The sequence below is a fragment of the Novosphingobium kalidii genome (assembly GCF_040534015.1).
GTDB lineage: Bacteria > Pseudomonadota > Alphaproteobacteria > Sphingomonadales > Sphingomonadaceae > Novosphingobium > Novosphingobium kalidii.
On sequence record NZ_JBEWLY010000027.1, the window covers coordinates 103,328 to 117,881 of the forward strand.

The window sequence follows — 14,554 nt, forward strand, 5'->3', positions numbered from 1 at the left end:
GCACCGGAGGACCACGCCCGCCGACACTCAGGTCCGGCCATCAATCCTGAACAGCCCAATGGTCGGACCCGGGAACTATGGAGGACGCAGTGGGTGCTTTCCGCTGGATTTCGGACGACGTCATCTCTGAGGCGTGGGATCTGCGCCGAGATGGGTGGAAGCTGGCCGCCCCGGATGAGGTGGCGGTACGTTGCATTGCCGTCATCGATGCCGGCGGTCTCGACAGGGTCGAATGGGGGCGCCTGCTGACATCGACTTGCCACGAAGCCCGCCGGCTCATGCTCGTGAGCGGGGTCAACGCGCCGGGTGAACGCGCCGAGCTTTTGCAGTCAGGTTTTGGTGATGCTGTTGGCGATGGCACCAGCACCGTGGAGTACCACGCGCGTGCACGGCGATTGCTCGATCTGACGTCCTGGGTTCCGCGCCAGCGAGTCATCGGGCCTATTCGCCTGGATTTGCTGACGCGCAAAGCCTTCGCCGACAACAAGACTCTTGACCTCAATCCCCGTGAGTTCGGGCTGCTCTGGCGCCTCGCGGACACGCTAGGCAGGCCGGTGAGCAAGCAGACGCTCATTCAGGATGTATGGCAGCTAGGTTTCATGCCAGAGACGAACAGCATCGCGGTGCAGATGTCGCGGCTGCGCAGTAAGCTCTCCGTTGCCGGTCTCTCGCATCTGGTCACGACGGCCAACGGCGGTTACTGCCTGTCTCTCCCGGAGCCGACCTCTCTTCAACTACCCACCTACCGCCTGCGTTAGGAGTGTCGCCGCACCACTGCCGCCAGATCTGCGGGGGTGTTGACGTTCGCAGGAGGCCGCTCGATCTCGACGAAGTGCGCACCGATGGACCGCGCCAGGCGGTACAGCGAATGTGGCGGATCCCGGTGCAGCAGTGCCTCGATGTGCGGCGCGGCGCTGGCGGGCCACAAGCCCACCACCGGCTGCGCCTTCAGGCATGCCGGCGCGCTCCGCAGCAAATCCGGGAGGTCGTCCGGAAGGCCGAGCGAATCAACCCCGCAGCTCAAAACCGCAGAATAGCCTTCGTCCACGGCCAGGCGCAGCGCGGCAGCGAGGCCGCCGAGAGGTCCCATTCCAGCGCGCGGCCAGTCCGGCAGGGTCGGAGCCGGGGCTTCGGCCCGTCCCACCACAACCACATGGTCACACCAGCCGGAGAGCGCGTCCACTGCATGCGAAAGCAATGTGTGGCCTTCGAACTCAGCCAGCGCCTTGTCGCTCCCGAAGCGCGTCGATTGGCCGCCCGCCAGTACAGCTCCCAGAATCACGTTCGATCTCCTCTCCGCCGCTCCAGACACCGCCCTGCTGGCGTAGCGGAACCATAAACGACGGATGACCCGATAGTTGCCCTGCGGCTGCCGATCCGCAGAGAGCCAACAAAAAAGGCGCGCCGTGGAGCGGCGCGCCTTCCTTGCGAGATTGGCTTCGCGAGACGTTGAGTCTCGCGAAAAGGCCTCAGTGCTGCATCTCAGCTTCAGCATCAGCCGCGGCGCTCTCAGCAGCGGCGGCAGCGTCGTCGGCAGCATCACCAGCCTTGGCGCCGGCTTCCTCAGCGGCAGCAGCAGCTTCGCCAGCAGCTTCCGAAGCCTCAACAGCAGCTTCACCGGCAGCGTCGGCGGCATCACTGGCGCCAACGGCCAGGTCGTCAGCGGCCGAGCTCGCGGTCGCCTCAGCGGCGTCCTGCGTCTGCTCGGAGCAAGCGGCCATCGTCAGCAGGCCAAAGCCAGCCGCAGCAGCGAGAACGATCTTGCGCATCTTCTTGTACCCTTGGTCTATTTTCCGGACGTGCGAGGGTGCCCCGCACTAAAGCCTACCAATCCGATAGACTTCGACTGGGCAGTTAGTGCGGTTCTCGCGCTGATGCAAGCATCCGTCGTTTCGCGGTGCACGGCTCGTCGCATCCGTTCCGCTCGGCCCCAAGGTTGGCTGAGCTTGCTGACGACGCGCACCTAGCTGCTGACGGCTTACGTGCGCACTGCTACGAAGCGCGCATGGAGCCAAAACAGCATCTCTATCTGGTCGACGGGTCGGCCTACATCTTTCGCGCCTATCACCGTCTTCCGCCGCTTACGGACCCGCAAGGCACGCCCGTGGGCGCAGTCTACGGATACACGACGATGCTGTGGAAGCTGGCCGAGGACCTGAACAAGGCAGATGGCCCCACACACCTGGCCGTGATTCTCGACAAGGCCAGCACCTCGTTCCGCAATGACCTTTACGACCAATACAAGGCGCATCGGCCGCCGCCGCCGGAGGACCTCGTCCCGCAGTTTCCGCTGATACGCGATGCCACTCGCGCATTCAGCCTGGCCTGCATTGAGGAAGAGGGCTTCGAAGCGGACGATATCATCGCCAGCTATGCACGTGAGGCGACGCGGCAAGGCTGGGACGTGACGATCGTCTCGTCCGACAAGGATCTGATGCAACTTGTCGGCAAGTGCGCCAAGCCTCGCGACGGAGTCGAAGGCGGCTGCATCGACATGCTCGACACGATGAAGAATCAGCGGATCGACGTGCCTGAGGTGGTCGAGAAGTTCGGTGTACCACCGGAGAAGGTGGGCGATGTGCTCGCCCTGATGGGCGATTCGGTGGACAATGTGCCCGGTGTCTTCGGTGTCGGTCCTAAGACTGCCAGCAAGCTGATTCAGGACTATGGAGATCTTGAAGCCGCCTTGGCAGCGGCACCGTCGATGAAGAAAGGCAAGTTGCAGGAACGGCTGATCGAACAGGCCGACATGGCGCGCCTCTCGAAGGAGCTTGTAACTCTCAAGGAAGACTGCTCGCTTCCCATCCCGCTTGAAGACTTCCGGTTGACGGCGATCCCGCCGGAACCATTGGCTGCATTTCTTGCACGCCATGGCTTTACAAGCCTCCTCAAGCGGCTGGATGGCGGCCGCGGCAGCCCCGAGCGCGCCACGCAATTGCACCCCTCGAAACCGGTCACCACGGGTGTCGCCCCCGTCGAAGGCGGTGCCCGCCAGCCCATGCCCCAGTGGCCGGCCCTTGATCTGGACGCATACACTTGCGTGACCTCTCTTGCGGAACTTGATGCCTGGATCGCCCGTGCTGCCGAGGCGCGGCTTGTGGCGATCGACACCGAAACGTCAGCGCTCGACCCGATGCGCGCTGATCTTGCGGGCATCAGCCTGGCTCTGGGGCCGAACGATGCATGCTATATCCCGCTCCACCACGGTGGCACTGATATGTTCGCCGAACGACCGGTGCAGGTACCGTTCGAAGAGGCGCTGGCGCGGCTCAAGCCCTTGCTGGAGAGCGATGCGGTCCTGAAGGTCGGCCAGAACATCAAGTATGACATCAACGTCCTTGCCCGCCACGGCATAGCGCTAGCCCCCGTGGACGACACGATGATCATCTCCTTCTGCCTAGACGCCGGACGCCAGGTCGAAGGCATTGGCGGCGGCCACGGCATGGACGAGCTTTCAGAGCGGCACCTCAGCCACAAGACTTTAACCTTCAAGGAAATCTGCGGCACTGGCAAAAAGGCGATTCCGTTCGGCGAAGTCCCGCTCGACCGCGCCACCCGCTACGCCGCCGAGGATGCCGACGTTACCTGGCGCCTGCTCGGCCTGCTGCGCCCCCGGCTTTCGCTGGAAGGCGGCACCCGCATTTACGAACGAGTCGATCGCCCACTGATCCCCGTGGTGGCGCAAATGGAGCGTTACGGGATCAAAGTGGATCGAGACAAACTTGCCGGCCTGTCCAAGCAATTCGCCGAGGCGGTCTCCGCTCTGGAATGCGAAATCTTCGGCTTGTGCGGGCAGGAGTTCACCATCGGCAGCCCCAAGCAGCTCGGTGACATCCTGTTTGACAAGATGGGCTATAAGGGAGGGCGCAAAGGCAAGTCCGGCCAGTATTCGACGGACCAGACCATTCTCGAAAATCTCGCCAGCCAAGGCGCGGAGGTTGCGACCAAAGTGCTGGAATGGCGGCAGCTGACGAAGCTGCGCTCCACGTACACGGAGGCGCTGCAGGCAGCGATCAACCCCGCGACGGGTCGCGTGCACACCAGCTACTCGCTGGTCGGGGCGCAGACCGGGCGCCTGTCCTCAACCGACCCCAACCTGCAAAACATCCCGATCCGCACCGAAATCGGCCGCCAGATCCGCGACTGCTTCGTGGCAGAACCAGGCAATGTCCTGCTATCAGCGGACTACTCGCAAATCGAGCTGCGGCTCGCCGCCCACATGGCCGATGTGCCGCCCCTCAAGGAGGCCTTCGCAAGTGGTGAGGACATTCACGCCCGCACCGCGATGGAGATGTTCGGCACCGTCGATCGCGATACCCGCGGTCGCGCCAAGACGATCAACTTCGCCATCCTCTACGGGATCTCCCGCTGGGGCCTCGCGGGCCGTCTGGGGACAGGCGCGGATGAGGCGCAGGCGATGATCGACCGCTATTTCGAGCGTTTTCCCGGCATTCAGCGCTACATTGTCTCCACTCTCGAACTGGTGCGCGAGCGCGGCTATTCGGAGACGCTGTTCGGCCGCAAGACCTGGTTCCCCCGGATCACATCCAAGGCACAGGCCGAGCGGCAAGGCTCAGAGCGCGCCGCGATCAACGCGCCGATCCAAGGCACCAGCGCCGACATCATCAAGCGAGCCATGGTACGGATGGGGCCTGCGCTCGCAGATGCTGGCCTGAAGGACGTTCGCATGCTGCTGCAGGTGCACGACGAACTCGTTTTCGAGTTGCCGGAACGCGACGTCGCTGCTGCCTCTCCGGTTATCGAGCGTGTGATGGCCGAAGCCGCGCTGCCCGCAGTGAAGCTGGACGTGCCGCTGGGCGTGGAGATTGGGTCCGGGGCTAGTTGGGGCGCGGCGCACTAAGGCCCGACAATCGCACAAGCCTCTGATGCAGTAAGCCCGGCCATGATGGGCCGGGCTTACGTCAAGAAACAACTTGGTACGAGAGCGACGTCAGTCGCCGTGTTTCCGCTCTCTTCGCGGCTCGACCATGCCGGGCGCGATGAAGCCGATCGGTTCGACTGCCATAGCGCGCCGTTTGAGTTCGCCCTTCATGCGGGCGTACTCCTCCTCCATTTCAGGCGTCACAGTGGCGCGGCTGTCCTCCAGCGCTTCATCGAAGTCTTCGCGCGTGACAGCGCTGACCTCCGATCCCCGCTTGCGGATAGCGCTAAGGCCGGCACGGCGGACCACGTCCTCCAGATCGGCGCCGGTGAAACGTTCGGTCTGGCGAGCGATACGGTCCAGGTCGACATCGGCCTCGAGCGGCATCTGTGCGGTGTGGATGCCCAAAATATGCGCGCGGCCCGCCTCGTCGGGGGTGCCGACATAAACCAGTTCATCGAAGCGACCCGGCCGCAGCAGCGCGGGGTCGACCAGCGCCGGGCGGTTGGTAGCGCCGATGACGACGATCGACTGCATGTCTTCCATGCCGTCCATTTCCGCTAGCATCGTGTTAACGACGCGAGAGGTTACTTGCGGCTCGCCCATGGAATTGCCGCGCGCGGGCACGAGGCTGTCGATCTCGTCGATGAAGATCACGCAAGGCGCAACCTGGCGGGCGCGGCTGAACAGCTTGGCGATCTGCTGCTCGCTTTCGCCGTACCACTTGCTAAGCAAGTCGGACGACTTGATCGAGATGAAGTTGGCTTCCGCCTCCTTCGCCACCGCTTTGGCCAGCAGCGTCTTGCCGGTGCCCGGCGGCCCATAGAGCAAGAAGCCCTTCGCCGGACGTATCCCGAGCCGGTGAAAGCTCGCCGGATCCTTGAGCGGCAGTTCCACGCCCTCGCGCAGCTTCATCTGCGCATTGTCCAAGCCGCCGATGTCGGCCCAACCGATATTGGGCACTTGCACCATGACTTCGCGCATCGCCGAAGGCTGCACCCGCTTCAGCGCGGCAAGGAAATCGTCGCGTTCGACCGAGAGGCTCTCCAGCACTTCGGGCGGTATTGTGCGTGCTTCAAGGTCAAGCTTGGGCATGATGCGGCGCACCGCATCGATTGCCGCCTCGCGCGCCAGCGCCGCCAGATCAGCACCGACGAAGCCGTGAGTAGTGCGGGCCAACTCGCTCAGGTTCACGCCTGAACCCAGCGGCATGCCGCGGGTGTGGATGCCCAGGATCTCTCGCCGGCCGCTTTCGTCGGGAACGCCGATCACAATCTCGCGGTCGAAGCGGCCCGGACGGCGCAGTGCCTCATCAATCGCGTCCGGCCGATTGGTAGCCGCGATCACAACCACATGGGCACGCGAATTGAGCCCATCCATCAGTGTCAGCAGCTGAGCGACCAGGCGCTTTTCCGCCTCGCCGTGAACCTGGCTGCGCTTGGGCGCGATTGAATCGATCTCATCGATGAAGATGATCGCGGGGGCGGATTTGGTCGCCTCCTCGAAAACTTCGCGGAGCGCCTTTTCGCTCTCTCCGTAGCCGGAGCCCATGATCTCGGGGCCGTTGATCGAATGGAAGCTGGCATCGCTTTCGTTCGCGACCGCTTGGGCCAAGCGCGTCTTGCCGGTGCCCGGCGGACCGTGCAGGAGCACACCCTTCGGCGGATCGACCCCAAGCCGGGTGAAAAGTTCGGGGTAGCGCAGCGGAAGCTCCACCATCTCGCGCAATTGACGGATGGTGTCTCCCATGCCGCCGACATCGTCATAGTTGATGTCACCGCGAGGCCCCTGCGCTTCCTCGTAGACTTCGCGCAGTTCCACCTCGGTATTCTCGTCGATGTGGACGATGCCCTTGGGAACTGTCGAAACGACGTTCAGACGTATCTGCGTCAGAGAATACGCTGGCGCGTTGAACATGCGCTGCAGCTGGGGCGGCAGATCGGCGACTTGCTGCTGGCCGGTGGTGGCGACGAGGTCACCCTGCACCATCGACCGACCGAAAAAGTTCCGCTTCAGAGCTTGTGCCGGCCCCTGCAGCCGCATTTCCTTGTGCGCAGGCGCGAAGACGACGCGCTGGGCGGGCCGCGATTCGGCCTTGCTCACTTTTACGTGCTCACCCGAACCAACCTCGGCATTGCCGCGCTGAAGGCCGTCGAGGCGAATGACCTGAAGCTCCTCGTCCTCGGGATAGCCGAGCATGGCGCGAGCCACGGTCATGCTCTTCCCGGTGATCTCCAGAACGTCGCCTTCCATAGCGCCGATGGCCGAGAGCGAGGCGCGCGAAAGTCGCGCGATACCGTGGCCGCTCTCTTCTTGGCGCGCCGCCGCCACTTGAAGCTTGATCGTCCTGTCCTCAGACTGGATCGCAGCGTCGGCCATGCTTGAACCCCCTCGCGTTACATCCGGCCCATCGCGGGCCGGAGCCGAACTAGGGACGCGATCGAAACATTTCAAACGAGCCGCCGCGCAATCGTTCGATTCCGGATCGCAGCGCGGACCTCGCGCTGGCAACGATGTTCAGGATGAAAAAAAGGCCCGATCGGATACCGACCGGGCCTTGGAAGTTTTGGGAGAGGATGCCTGAAAGGCGAGTTCTATATGCTGCCAGCGGTGATTTTGTGCAAATGCGAAAAGCTCGATCATGGTTGCATGAAACGCAATCGCCGCTGACAAAGCGGGCGAACATGCATGATTCCCGTCGTTTAACGGCATTCTAAGTCGAGAATGGCAGCGTGATCCGGTCTCACGTGAGCCCCCTCTCTTTGAGGATCAACATAGCTCATAAGTGTCTTCGGCCATATCGCTGCATTGCAGCATACATGAGCTGGACGAGCATCCAGGATAAACTTCCTGCGTCAGTGGATGAGCAGCAATGGGGGTGAGGCTTCGTGCTGAAGGAAGTGCGCTGTTACGCCGCCGAACAGATACTCCCGCAAGCGGCTCTTGCCGTAAGCACCAATCACGAGGAGATCGGCGCGCGCTTGTTTCACCGCAAGGGCAAGGGTTTCTTCCACCGATCCATCAGGTTCGACTTCCTTTAGCTCTGCCCTGATGCCGTAACGCGAGAGATAGCGCAGCACGTCCGTCCCGGGAAACCCGCCGGGCTTCTCTGCGATACGAATCACTTCCACGGTTTCGCAGTTGACCAGAAGCGGCACAGCCGCCCGCACTGCCGCTGCGGCTTCATCCCCGCCGTTCCAGCCAATGCAGGCACGGCGGGGCGGCAGCACGACGTGACCTTCGTCCGGCAGCGCAAGCACCGGAACTTGCCCCATCATAGCAACGTCACCGGCGATCGGGCCTGAGCGTGAAAGGACGACCAGGTCTGCCAGTCGCGCCGCTGACGCCAGAGCAGCGCCGGGTTCTTCTTCGCTACGCACCAAATCGAACGGCACCCCTTCGCGAGTCAGGCGCTGCTCCAGGGCAGCCACTGCCTCGTCTTCGTCCTTGCGGGCCTGCTCCAAGGCATCACCGACGATGTAGCTGCCGCCGATGCCGTCGAAGGCGACATATCGGGATACAGGCAGGCTGAACAAGACGGTGAGATGCGCGCCGAATGATCGTGCAAGACCAAGAGCGGCTTGCAAGCGCACTTCGGTTCCGGGGCCGGCTTCACCGCTAACGAGTATCGAACGCATGCCTTTCTCCTCCTTCATCTCGCACGGACTTACCGTGGGCAGGATTTCAAACTCCATGACGCAAGTCAAAAGGCGGGATCGGGAACTGGACCTTCGCGTAACGCTTGGGCTATCGGCAGCAGGAAGCGCGCTGCAGCGCAAAATGCGAAGCCAGCAGGGAGGCCGCCCATGAACAAGCTTTACCCCGACGCCACCGCCGCGCTTGACGGCCTGCTAAGGGACGGGCTGCTGATTGCCGCCGGCGGCTTCGGCTTGTGCGGCATCCCCGAACGACTGCTCGACGCCGTCCGCGACAGCGGGGTCAAGGATCTGACTTTCGCCTCTAACAATGCCGGCATCGACAACGAAGGCATCGGCAAACTGCTGCGCACCAAGCAGGTAAAGAAGATGATCTCGTCCTACGTTGGCGAGAACAAGGAGTTTGAGCGCCAGTACCTCTCGGGTGAACTCCAGGTGGAATTCTGCCCGCAGGGTACTCTGGCAGAGAGACTGCGTGCTGGCGGTGCCGGTATCCCCGGCTTCTATACCAAGACCGGCGTCGGCACTCTCATCGCCGAAGGTAAGGAAACCAAAGTTCTGGCCGGTCGGAATGGCGAAGAGGAATACGTGCTGGAGCGAGGCATCTTTGCCGATCTGTCTCTGGTGAAGGCCTGGAAGGCGGATGAGACCGGCAACGTGATGTTCCGCAAGACCGCGCGCAACTTCAACGTCCCGGCCGCCACTTGTGGCAAGATCTGCGTCGTTGAAGTGGAAGAGATCGTGCCCACTGGCTCGCTGGATCCTGACGCCATCCACCTACCCGGCGTCTTCGTGCAGCGGATGATCGTTGGGGCTCCGTACGACAAGAAAATCGAGTTCACGACCACGCGCGAGAGGGAGACCGTCTGATGCCTCAGGAAAGCAAAGGCTGGACCCGCGACGAAATGGCCGCCCGTGCCGCGCAGGAGCTGCAGGACGGCTTCTACGTCAACCTCGGCATCGGCATCCCCACTCTCGTCGCGAACCATGTGCCCAAGGGCATGACAGTGACGCTGCAGTCCGAGAATGGCATGCTGGGCATCGGCCCCTTCCCCTACCCTGATGAAGTTGACCCCGACCTCATCAACGCGGGCAAGCAGACTGTCAGCGAGCTGCCACACTCGGCCTACTTCGATAGTGCGACGAGCTTCGCGATGATCCGTGGAGGGCACATCGACCTGGCCGTGCTCGGCGCCATGGAAGTGGCCGAGAATGGCGACATCGCCAACTGGATGATCCCGGGCAAGATGATCAAGGGCATGGGCGGAGCGATGGACCTGGTCGCTGGCGTGAAGAAGATCATCGTCGTGATGGAGCACACTTCGAAGAACGGCGATCCCAAGTTCATCCCCGCTTGTACCTTGCCCCTTACCGGGAAGAACGTGGTGGACATGATCGTCACCGACATGTGTGTCTTCGCACGCCCCGATCACGCCAGCCCGTTCCGCCTGATCGAACTGGCGCCCGGAGTTACCGCAGAGGAGGTCGCGGCAAAGACCACGGCGCGCTATGAGAGCTAGAAACGCATCTTAGCGATGTCTTGCAGCGGTCATGGGTCGGCCCCATAACTCCTCCCTCATCATTGGGAGATCACAGCATGGCCGACCTCGCAGCAGTTCCACTGACCCGCATCAATGGTGCGCCCGACACTCTTGGCGATCATGCCGGCAAAGTCCTGCTCGTGGTCAACGTGGCTTCGAAGTGCGGACTCACGCCCCAGTACGAGGGTCTGGAAAAGCTCTACAAGAGCTACAAGGATCAGGGCTTCGAGGTGCTCGGCTTTCCCGCCAACGACTTCGGCGCACAGGAGCCCGGCTCGCATGAGGAGATCGAGGAGTTCTGCCAAGTGAACTACGGCGTCTCTTTCCCTCTCTTCACCAAGGCACCTGTCAGCGGACCCGACAAGCAGCCCCTCTATGCCGCCTTGACTGAGTCTGTGCCGACAAAGCAGGGCGACGTCGATGGGATGAAAGAGCGCTTCAAGGGCTACGGCATGACGCCGAACGACGATCCCGAGGTCCTCTGGAACTTCGAGAAGTTCCTGATCGGACGCGACGGATCGGTAGTCGGCCGCTTCGCGCCGGCGATGACCCCCGATGATCCCGTACTGGTCTCCGCGATCGAGGCTGAACTGAAGAAGTGAACCGCCGGACGCTGAGGGGGCATCACGCCCCCTTGGCGATTGGCCGGGACGGATCGGAGGTCCACTCGCTCCACGAGCCCGGGTAGAGCCTGGCCCCCTTGAGGCCGGCTAGTTCCATGGCAAGCGCATTGTGGCATGCGGTTACGCCGGAACCGCATTGCAGAACGCTCTGGTGGGGCGCCTTGCCAGAGAGCGCCTTCTGGAATGCCTCAGCTAATTCCGTTGGCGAGCGAAAGCGGCCGTCTTTGTCGAGATTGTCGCGAAAGAACCTGTTGCTTGCTCCGGGAATGTGCCCGGAGACTGCATCCAGCGGATGAGGCTCGCCCGCAAAGCGCTTCGGGTCGCGGGCATCAATCACCTGCAGATCGTCACGCGTGAGATCTGCGAGCAGTTCGTCAGCCGTCACAGGCTCCCCCACGAGCGGGGCACCGGGTGCAATGTCGCCTTGGCGCGCGACAGGCGGCTCACCCACCTCGATCGGTAACCCGGCTTCTATCCAGGCTTGTTTGCCACCGTCGAGCACGGCCACGGGCGAATGGCCGAGCCACCGGAGCATCCACCAGAGCCGCGCTGCATACATCCCGCCGCTACCATCGTAGGCGACGACTTGCCGGCCGGAGCAAAGCCCCAGCCGGCGCATCGTGGCTGCGAAGGCAGTCCGGGCGGGGAGCGGATGCCGGCCACCGCCTCCGCTCACCAGCCCAGACAGGTCCTGCTCCAGATCGACATAACGCGCGCCCGGCAGATGACCTTCACGAAAGAGCTCAAGGCCCCGCACCGGATCGGCGAGATCGAATTCGCAACCGATCAGAAGCAGGTCGTCGCCGTTGGCCAGAACTTCACGCAAGGTCTCGACGGAGATGACAGTCTCGTAGGCTCCCCCGCTTATTCTCGGCATCGGGCTTATTCAGCAGGCTCCAGCTTTCCGCTCTCTTGAGCGACGGCTGCCAACAGCGCCTCGCCAAGATCCGTGCGCTCCCACGGGAAGAGTTCACCCTCGGGCTTGCGCCCGAAGTGGCCGTAAGCCGCGCTTGAACGATAGATGGGCTTGTTCAGGCCCAGCCCAACGCGAATGCCTCGCGGAGTAAGGCCGCCCAGCTTGTCTGCCGCGACTTGTACGATCGCGGCCTCCAACACCGGGTCCGCCACTGTCCCTGTGCCGTGCGTGTCGACATAGAGCGATAGCGGAGAGGAGATGCCGATGGCATAGGAAACCTGAATTGTGCAGCGGCGCGCAAGGCCTGCGGCAACCACGTTCTTTGCCAGGTAACGCGTGACGTAAGCTGCCGAACGATCAACCTTCGTCGGGTCCTTGCCAGAAAAGGCGCCGCCACCATGGGGCGATGCGCCGCCGTAGGTGTCCACGATAATCTTACGCCCGGTCAGGCCGGCATCGCCATCAGGGCCGCCGATCACGAAGCTGCCGGTCGGATTGATGTGGTAGACGGTCTGGTCCGACAGAAGCTCGGCGGGAAGCACTTCGGCCACAACGTTCTTTACGTAAGCCTTGAGCTCGGCCTCTTTTTCGCCCGAGTCCCAGCCTTCCTTGTGCTGGGTAGAGACCACGATGGCCGTAGCGGCTGCCGGGCGGCCGTTTTCAAAGCGCAGGGTCACCTGGCTTTTCGCGTCGGGTTCCAGGAACGGCGCCGCGCCGGAGTGCCGGTCATCCGACATCCGCTGTAGAATCTTGTGGCTGTAGTCGAGGGTGGCCGGCATCAGATCGGGAGTCTCGTCACAAGCGAAACCAAACATGATGCCCTGATCGCCAGCACCTTCGTCCTTGTTACCGCTGGCGTCCACGCCTTGCGCGATATGGGCGGACTGGCCGTGGAGGCAATTGCTGAACTCGAACGTCTTCCAGTGGAAGCCTTCCTGCTCATAGCCGATCTGGCGGACGACCTCGCGCACTGTCGCTTCGATCTCCTCAAGCGCGCCGGGGGCCCACTCGCCGTTCTCGTAAACGCCTTTGCAGCGGATCTCACCTGCCAGGACGACTCGCTGCGTGGTGGTCAGTGTCTCACAAGCTATGCGCGCCTCTGGGTCCTTTGAAAGGAAGAGGTCCACGATCGCGTCAGAGATCTGGTCAGCGACTTTGTCCGGGTGGCCCTCGGAGACGCTTTCGGAGGTGAAGACATAGTTTTTACGCATCGGTCACCCATCATATAAAGATATCTTTATAGGCCGCGATAGGGCTTGCGCCGCTTGCGCGCAACCATCGATGCGGCGAGCAGCAGAACGGCGAACGCCAATGGCAACACGTTGCCATAGCGAGCAAACAGCGTCGGCTCATGCGCAGGAGGAATGCGTCCGTCGATCCGACCAGCGACGTGAGCGGGAAGAAACTCGCGCACGATACCATCCGCGTCGATCACGGCACTGATACCCGTGGTGGTCGAGCGGAGTACCGGCAGCCCCTCCTCGACAGCCCGAAGTCGCGCCTGAGCCAAGTGCTGTGGTGGCCCCCAGCTACCAAACCATCCATCATTTGAGGGGTTAAAAATGTAGTCGGGCCGTTGTGCACGGTCGACCACCTCGCCCGAAAAGATGATTTCATAGCAAATCTGGATGCCCGCCTTGCCCCACGCGCCGAAATCATAGGTGCGCGGCCCTGGTCCCGGCCAAAAGTCCAGCGCGCCCGCAACAAGTCGACGCGCGCCGAGCGGCTCGAGCAGCCAGCGCAGAGCAAGATACTCCCCGTAAGGCACAAGGTGGGCCTTGGAGTATCCGGCAAGAATGCTGCCGCGCCAGTCTATCGCGGTCACCGAGTTGCGTGCCGCCAGCACTTCGCGATCCTTGACCACAAGATCGACGGCACCCGTGAGAAGCAGGCTATAGGAGCCGATGACCTGTCCGATCCGCTCTCGTGCCAGCACCGGATCGGCGGCGTAAGTCATCTGGCGATAGAAGTACTCGGGATACCCGTCGCGCAGGTAGTCGACGAGCCCCGATTCGGGCCAGAACACGACGCGTCGGTCTCCTCGATTTTGGGGTATCGTAAGGCGCGCCATCTTGATGAAATGCGCTTCGTAGTTGCGTGGATCGTCCAGCGTTTCCTGGCGCAGATCGGGCTGAATCAAGGTAAAGCGGATCTGCCCCTCGTGCCGTGCAAGATAGCCGGGCGAGAGCGCCATCTGCAGCGTCACCCCCGCCACAAGCGCAGTCAGCGCTGCAGCCCATCCAAGGCGGTTTCTGCCGCTCGCAAACAGCACTTCGCGGGCGAGTGTCCGTACGGCGGCAGCAATCACGACAAGGAGGCCCGAAAGGCCGTACGTGCCGATCCAAGGCGCGAGCACCGCAAGACCTTGTCCGGAGTAAGGTCCAAGTAGAGCCACGCCGAGTGGATTCCAGGCAAAGCCTGTGAATACCCACGCCCGGAGCCACTCCGCACCAATCCAACAGCCTGCGAGGGCAAGACCCAGGCCGCCTCGGCCTCCCGGCGGGTCCAGACGAAGACCAGTTCCCGGACCCCGCAGTTTATGGGCGAGAAGCCACGCGCCAAGCGCCGCCAATGCAGGGTACAAGGCAAGGTACAGCGACAGCAAAACAACTGCGATACCACCAAGCCACGCGGGCATCTCGGCCTGGTAGGTGAAGGCCGTCGCAATCCAGTTATTGCCGATGGTGAAGTGGGAAAGTCCGAAGAGCCAACCTAGGAAGAACGCCTGCTTGGCTCGTGGCGCCCGATCAACCAGCTCGATCAGCCAAGCGATGGCGATGATCGTCAGCGGCCACCAAGCGAGCGGCTGGAAGCCGCAGGCAGCCAAAGCGCCAGCCGCGAGCGCGCCAGCATGGGGGTGCCGGATCCATGCTGGCAATCCGCTGAGCGGCGCGTTCGACGGCTTATCCATATCGTGCGGCTTGCCGCTCGAGCGA

The 14,554-nt window shown here is 62.7% G+C and carries 12 protein-coding genes; 5 read left to right on the forward strand and 7 right to left on the reverse strand.

From position 1 onward, the window contains the following. The first annotated feature begins 89 nt into the window (after positions 1–89). Positions 90–758: a winged helix-turn-helix domain-containing protein gene (locus ABVV53_RS16820; RefSeq protein WP_353985588.1), complete on the forward strand. Its 669-nt coding sequence runs from the start codon at positions 90–92 to the stop codon at positions 756–758. On the opposite strand, the gene mobA is transcribed toward ABVV53_RS16820, so the two are convergent. Together mobA and ABVV53_RS16830 are read right to left on the reverse strand one after the other, a co-directional pair. Next, positions 755–1,282, reverse strand: coding sequence for a molybdenum cofactor guanylyltransferase (mobA, locus tag ABVV53_RS16825; protein ID WP_353985589.1), 528 nt, complete (start codon positions 1,280–1,282; stop codon positions 755–757). The genes ABVV53_RS16820 and mobA overlap by 4 nt on opposite strands. Positions 1,283–1,469: 187 nt before the next feature. Next, positions 1,470–1,769: a hypothetical protein gene (locus ABVV53_RS16830; protein WP_353985590.1), complete on the reverse strand. Its 300-nt coding sequence runs from the start codon at positions 1,767–1,769 to the stop codon at positions 1,470–1,472. Positions 1,770–2,005: 236 nt separating this feature from the next. Here ABVV53_RS16830 and polA point away from each other — a divergent pair, with 236 nt between their 5' ends. Continuing rightward, positions 2,006–4,861: a DNA polymerase I gene (polA, locus tag ABVV53_RS16835; protein WP_353985591.1), complete on the forward strand. Its 2,856-nt coding sequence runs from the start codon at positions 2,006–2,008 to the stop codon at positions 4,859–4,861. Between the two features lie 90 nt (positions 4,862–4,951). On the opposite strand, the gene ABVV53_RS16840 is transcribed toward polA, so the two are convergent. Both ABVV53_RS16840 and ABVV53_RS16845 read right to left on the reverse strand, forming a co-directional pair. Next, positions 4,952–7,261 carry a CDC48 family AAA ATPase gene (locus ABVV53_RS16840; protein ID WP_353985592.1) on the reverse strand — a complete coding sequence of 770 codons (2,310 nt, stop codon included), beginning with the start codon at positions 7,259–7,261 and terminating at the stop codon, positions 4,952–4,954. 476 nt (positions 7,262–7,737) lie between these two features. Next, complete coding sequence (locus ABVV53_RS16845; RefSeq protein WP_353985593.1) at positions 7,738–8,520, reverse strand: universal stress protein; 783 nt, start codon at positions 8,518–8,520, stop codon at positions 7,738–7,740. A gap of 168 nt (positions 8,521–8,688) precedes the next feature. On the opposite strand from ABVV53_RS16845, the gene ABVV53_RS16850 reads away from it, so the two are divergent. From ABVV53_RS16850 to ABVV53_RS16860, 3 genes are all read left to right on the forward strand, one after another. Then, complete coding sequence (locus ABVV53_RS16850) at positions 8,689–9,408, forward strand: CoA transferase subunit A (protein ID WP_353985594.1); 720 nt, start codon at positions 8,689–8,691, stop codon at positions 9,406–9,408. After that, positions 9,408–10,058 (forward strand): CoA transferase subunit B, encoded by a 651-nt coding sequence (locus tag ABVV53_RS16855; protein WP_353985595.1) that lies wholly within the window; start codon positions 9,408–9,410, stop codon positions 10,056–10,058. The genes ABVV53_RS16850 and ABVV53_RS16855 overlap by 1 nt, the downstream gene beginning before the upstream one ends. A gap of 77 nt (positions 10,059–10,135) precedes the next feature. Then, positions 10,136–10,681, forward strand: coding sequence for a glutathione peroxidase (locus tag ABVV53_RS16860; RefSeq protein ID WP_353985596.1), 546 nt, complete (start codon positions 10,136–10,138; stop codon positions 10,679–10,681). Positions 10,682–10,703: 22 nt separating this feature from the next. On the opposite strand, the gene ABVV53_RS16865 is transcribed toward ABVV53_RS16860, so the two are convergent. The 3 genes from ABVV53_RS16865 to lnt are packed head-to-tail and all read right to left on the reverse strand — an operon-like array spanning position 10,704 to position 14,529. Then, positions 10,704–11,579 (reverse strand): sulfurtransferase, encoded by an 876-nt coding sequence (locus ABVV53_RS16865; protein WP_353985597.1) that lies wholly within the window; start codon positions 11,577–11,579, stop codon positions 10,704–10,706. A 5-nt stretch (positions 11,580–11,584) separates the two neighbouring features. Next, positions 11,585–12,829 (reverse strand): methionine adenosyltransferase, encoded by a 1,245-nt coding sequence (metK, locus tag ABVV53_RS16870; RefSeq protein WP_353985598.1) that lies wholly within the window; start codon positions 12,827–12,829, stop codon positions 11,585–11,587. A gap of 26 nt (positions 12,830–12,855) precedes the next feature. Continuing rightward, positions 12,856–14,529: an apolipoprotein N-acyltransferase gene (gene lnt, locus ABVV53_RS16875; protein WP_353985599.1), complete on the reverse strand. Its 1,674-nt coding sequence runs from the start codon at positions 14,527–14,529 to the stop codon at positions 12,856–12,858. Positions 14,530–14,554 lie beyond the last annotated feature (25 nt).

Excerpts from the sequence above, each read along its gene's own strand:
- lnt (WP_353985599.1), bottom strand. The coding sequence starts at position 14,529 with ATGGATAAGCCGTCGAACGCGCCGCTCAGCGGATTGCCAGCATGGATC.
- ABVV53_RS16860 (WP_353985596.1), top strand. The coding sequence starts at position 10,136 with ATGGCCGACCTCGCAGCAGTTCCACTGACCCGCATCAATGGTGCGCCC.
- ABVV53_RS16830 (WP_353985590.1), bottom strand. The coding sequence starts at position 1,769 with ATGCGCAAGATCGTTCTCGCTGCTGCGGCTGGCTTTGGCCTGCTGACG.
- ABVV53_RS16865 (WP_353985597.1), bottom strand. The coding sequence starts at position 11,579 with ATGCCGAGAATAAGCGGGGGAGCCTACGAGACTGTCATCTCCGTCGAG.
- ABVV53_RS16855 (WP_353985595.1), top strand. The coding sequence starts at position 9,408 with ATGCCTCAGGAAAGCAAAGGCTGGACCCGCGACGAAATGGCCGCCCGT.
- ABVV53_RS16840 (WP_353985592.1), bottom strand. The coding sequence starts at position 7,261 with ATGGCCGACGCTGCGATCCAGTCTGAGGACAGGACGATCAAGCTTCAA.
- polA (WP_353985591.1), top strand. The coding sequence starts at position 2,006 with ATGGAGCCAAAACAGCATCTCTATCTGGTCGACGGGTCGGCCTACATC.
- ABVV53_RS16845 (WP_353985593.1), bottom strand. The coding sequence starts at position 8,520 with ATGCGTTCGATACTCGTTAGCGGTGAAGCCGGCCCCGGAACCGAAGTG.
- ABVV53_RS16850 (WP_353985594.1), top strand. The coding sequence starts at position 8,689 with ATGAACAAGCTTTACCCCGACGCCACCGCCGCGCTTGACGGCCTGCTA.
- metK (WP_353985598.1), bottom strand. The coding sequence starts at position 12,829 with ATGCGTAAAAACTATGTCTTCACCTCCGAAAGCGTCTCCGAGGGCCAC.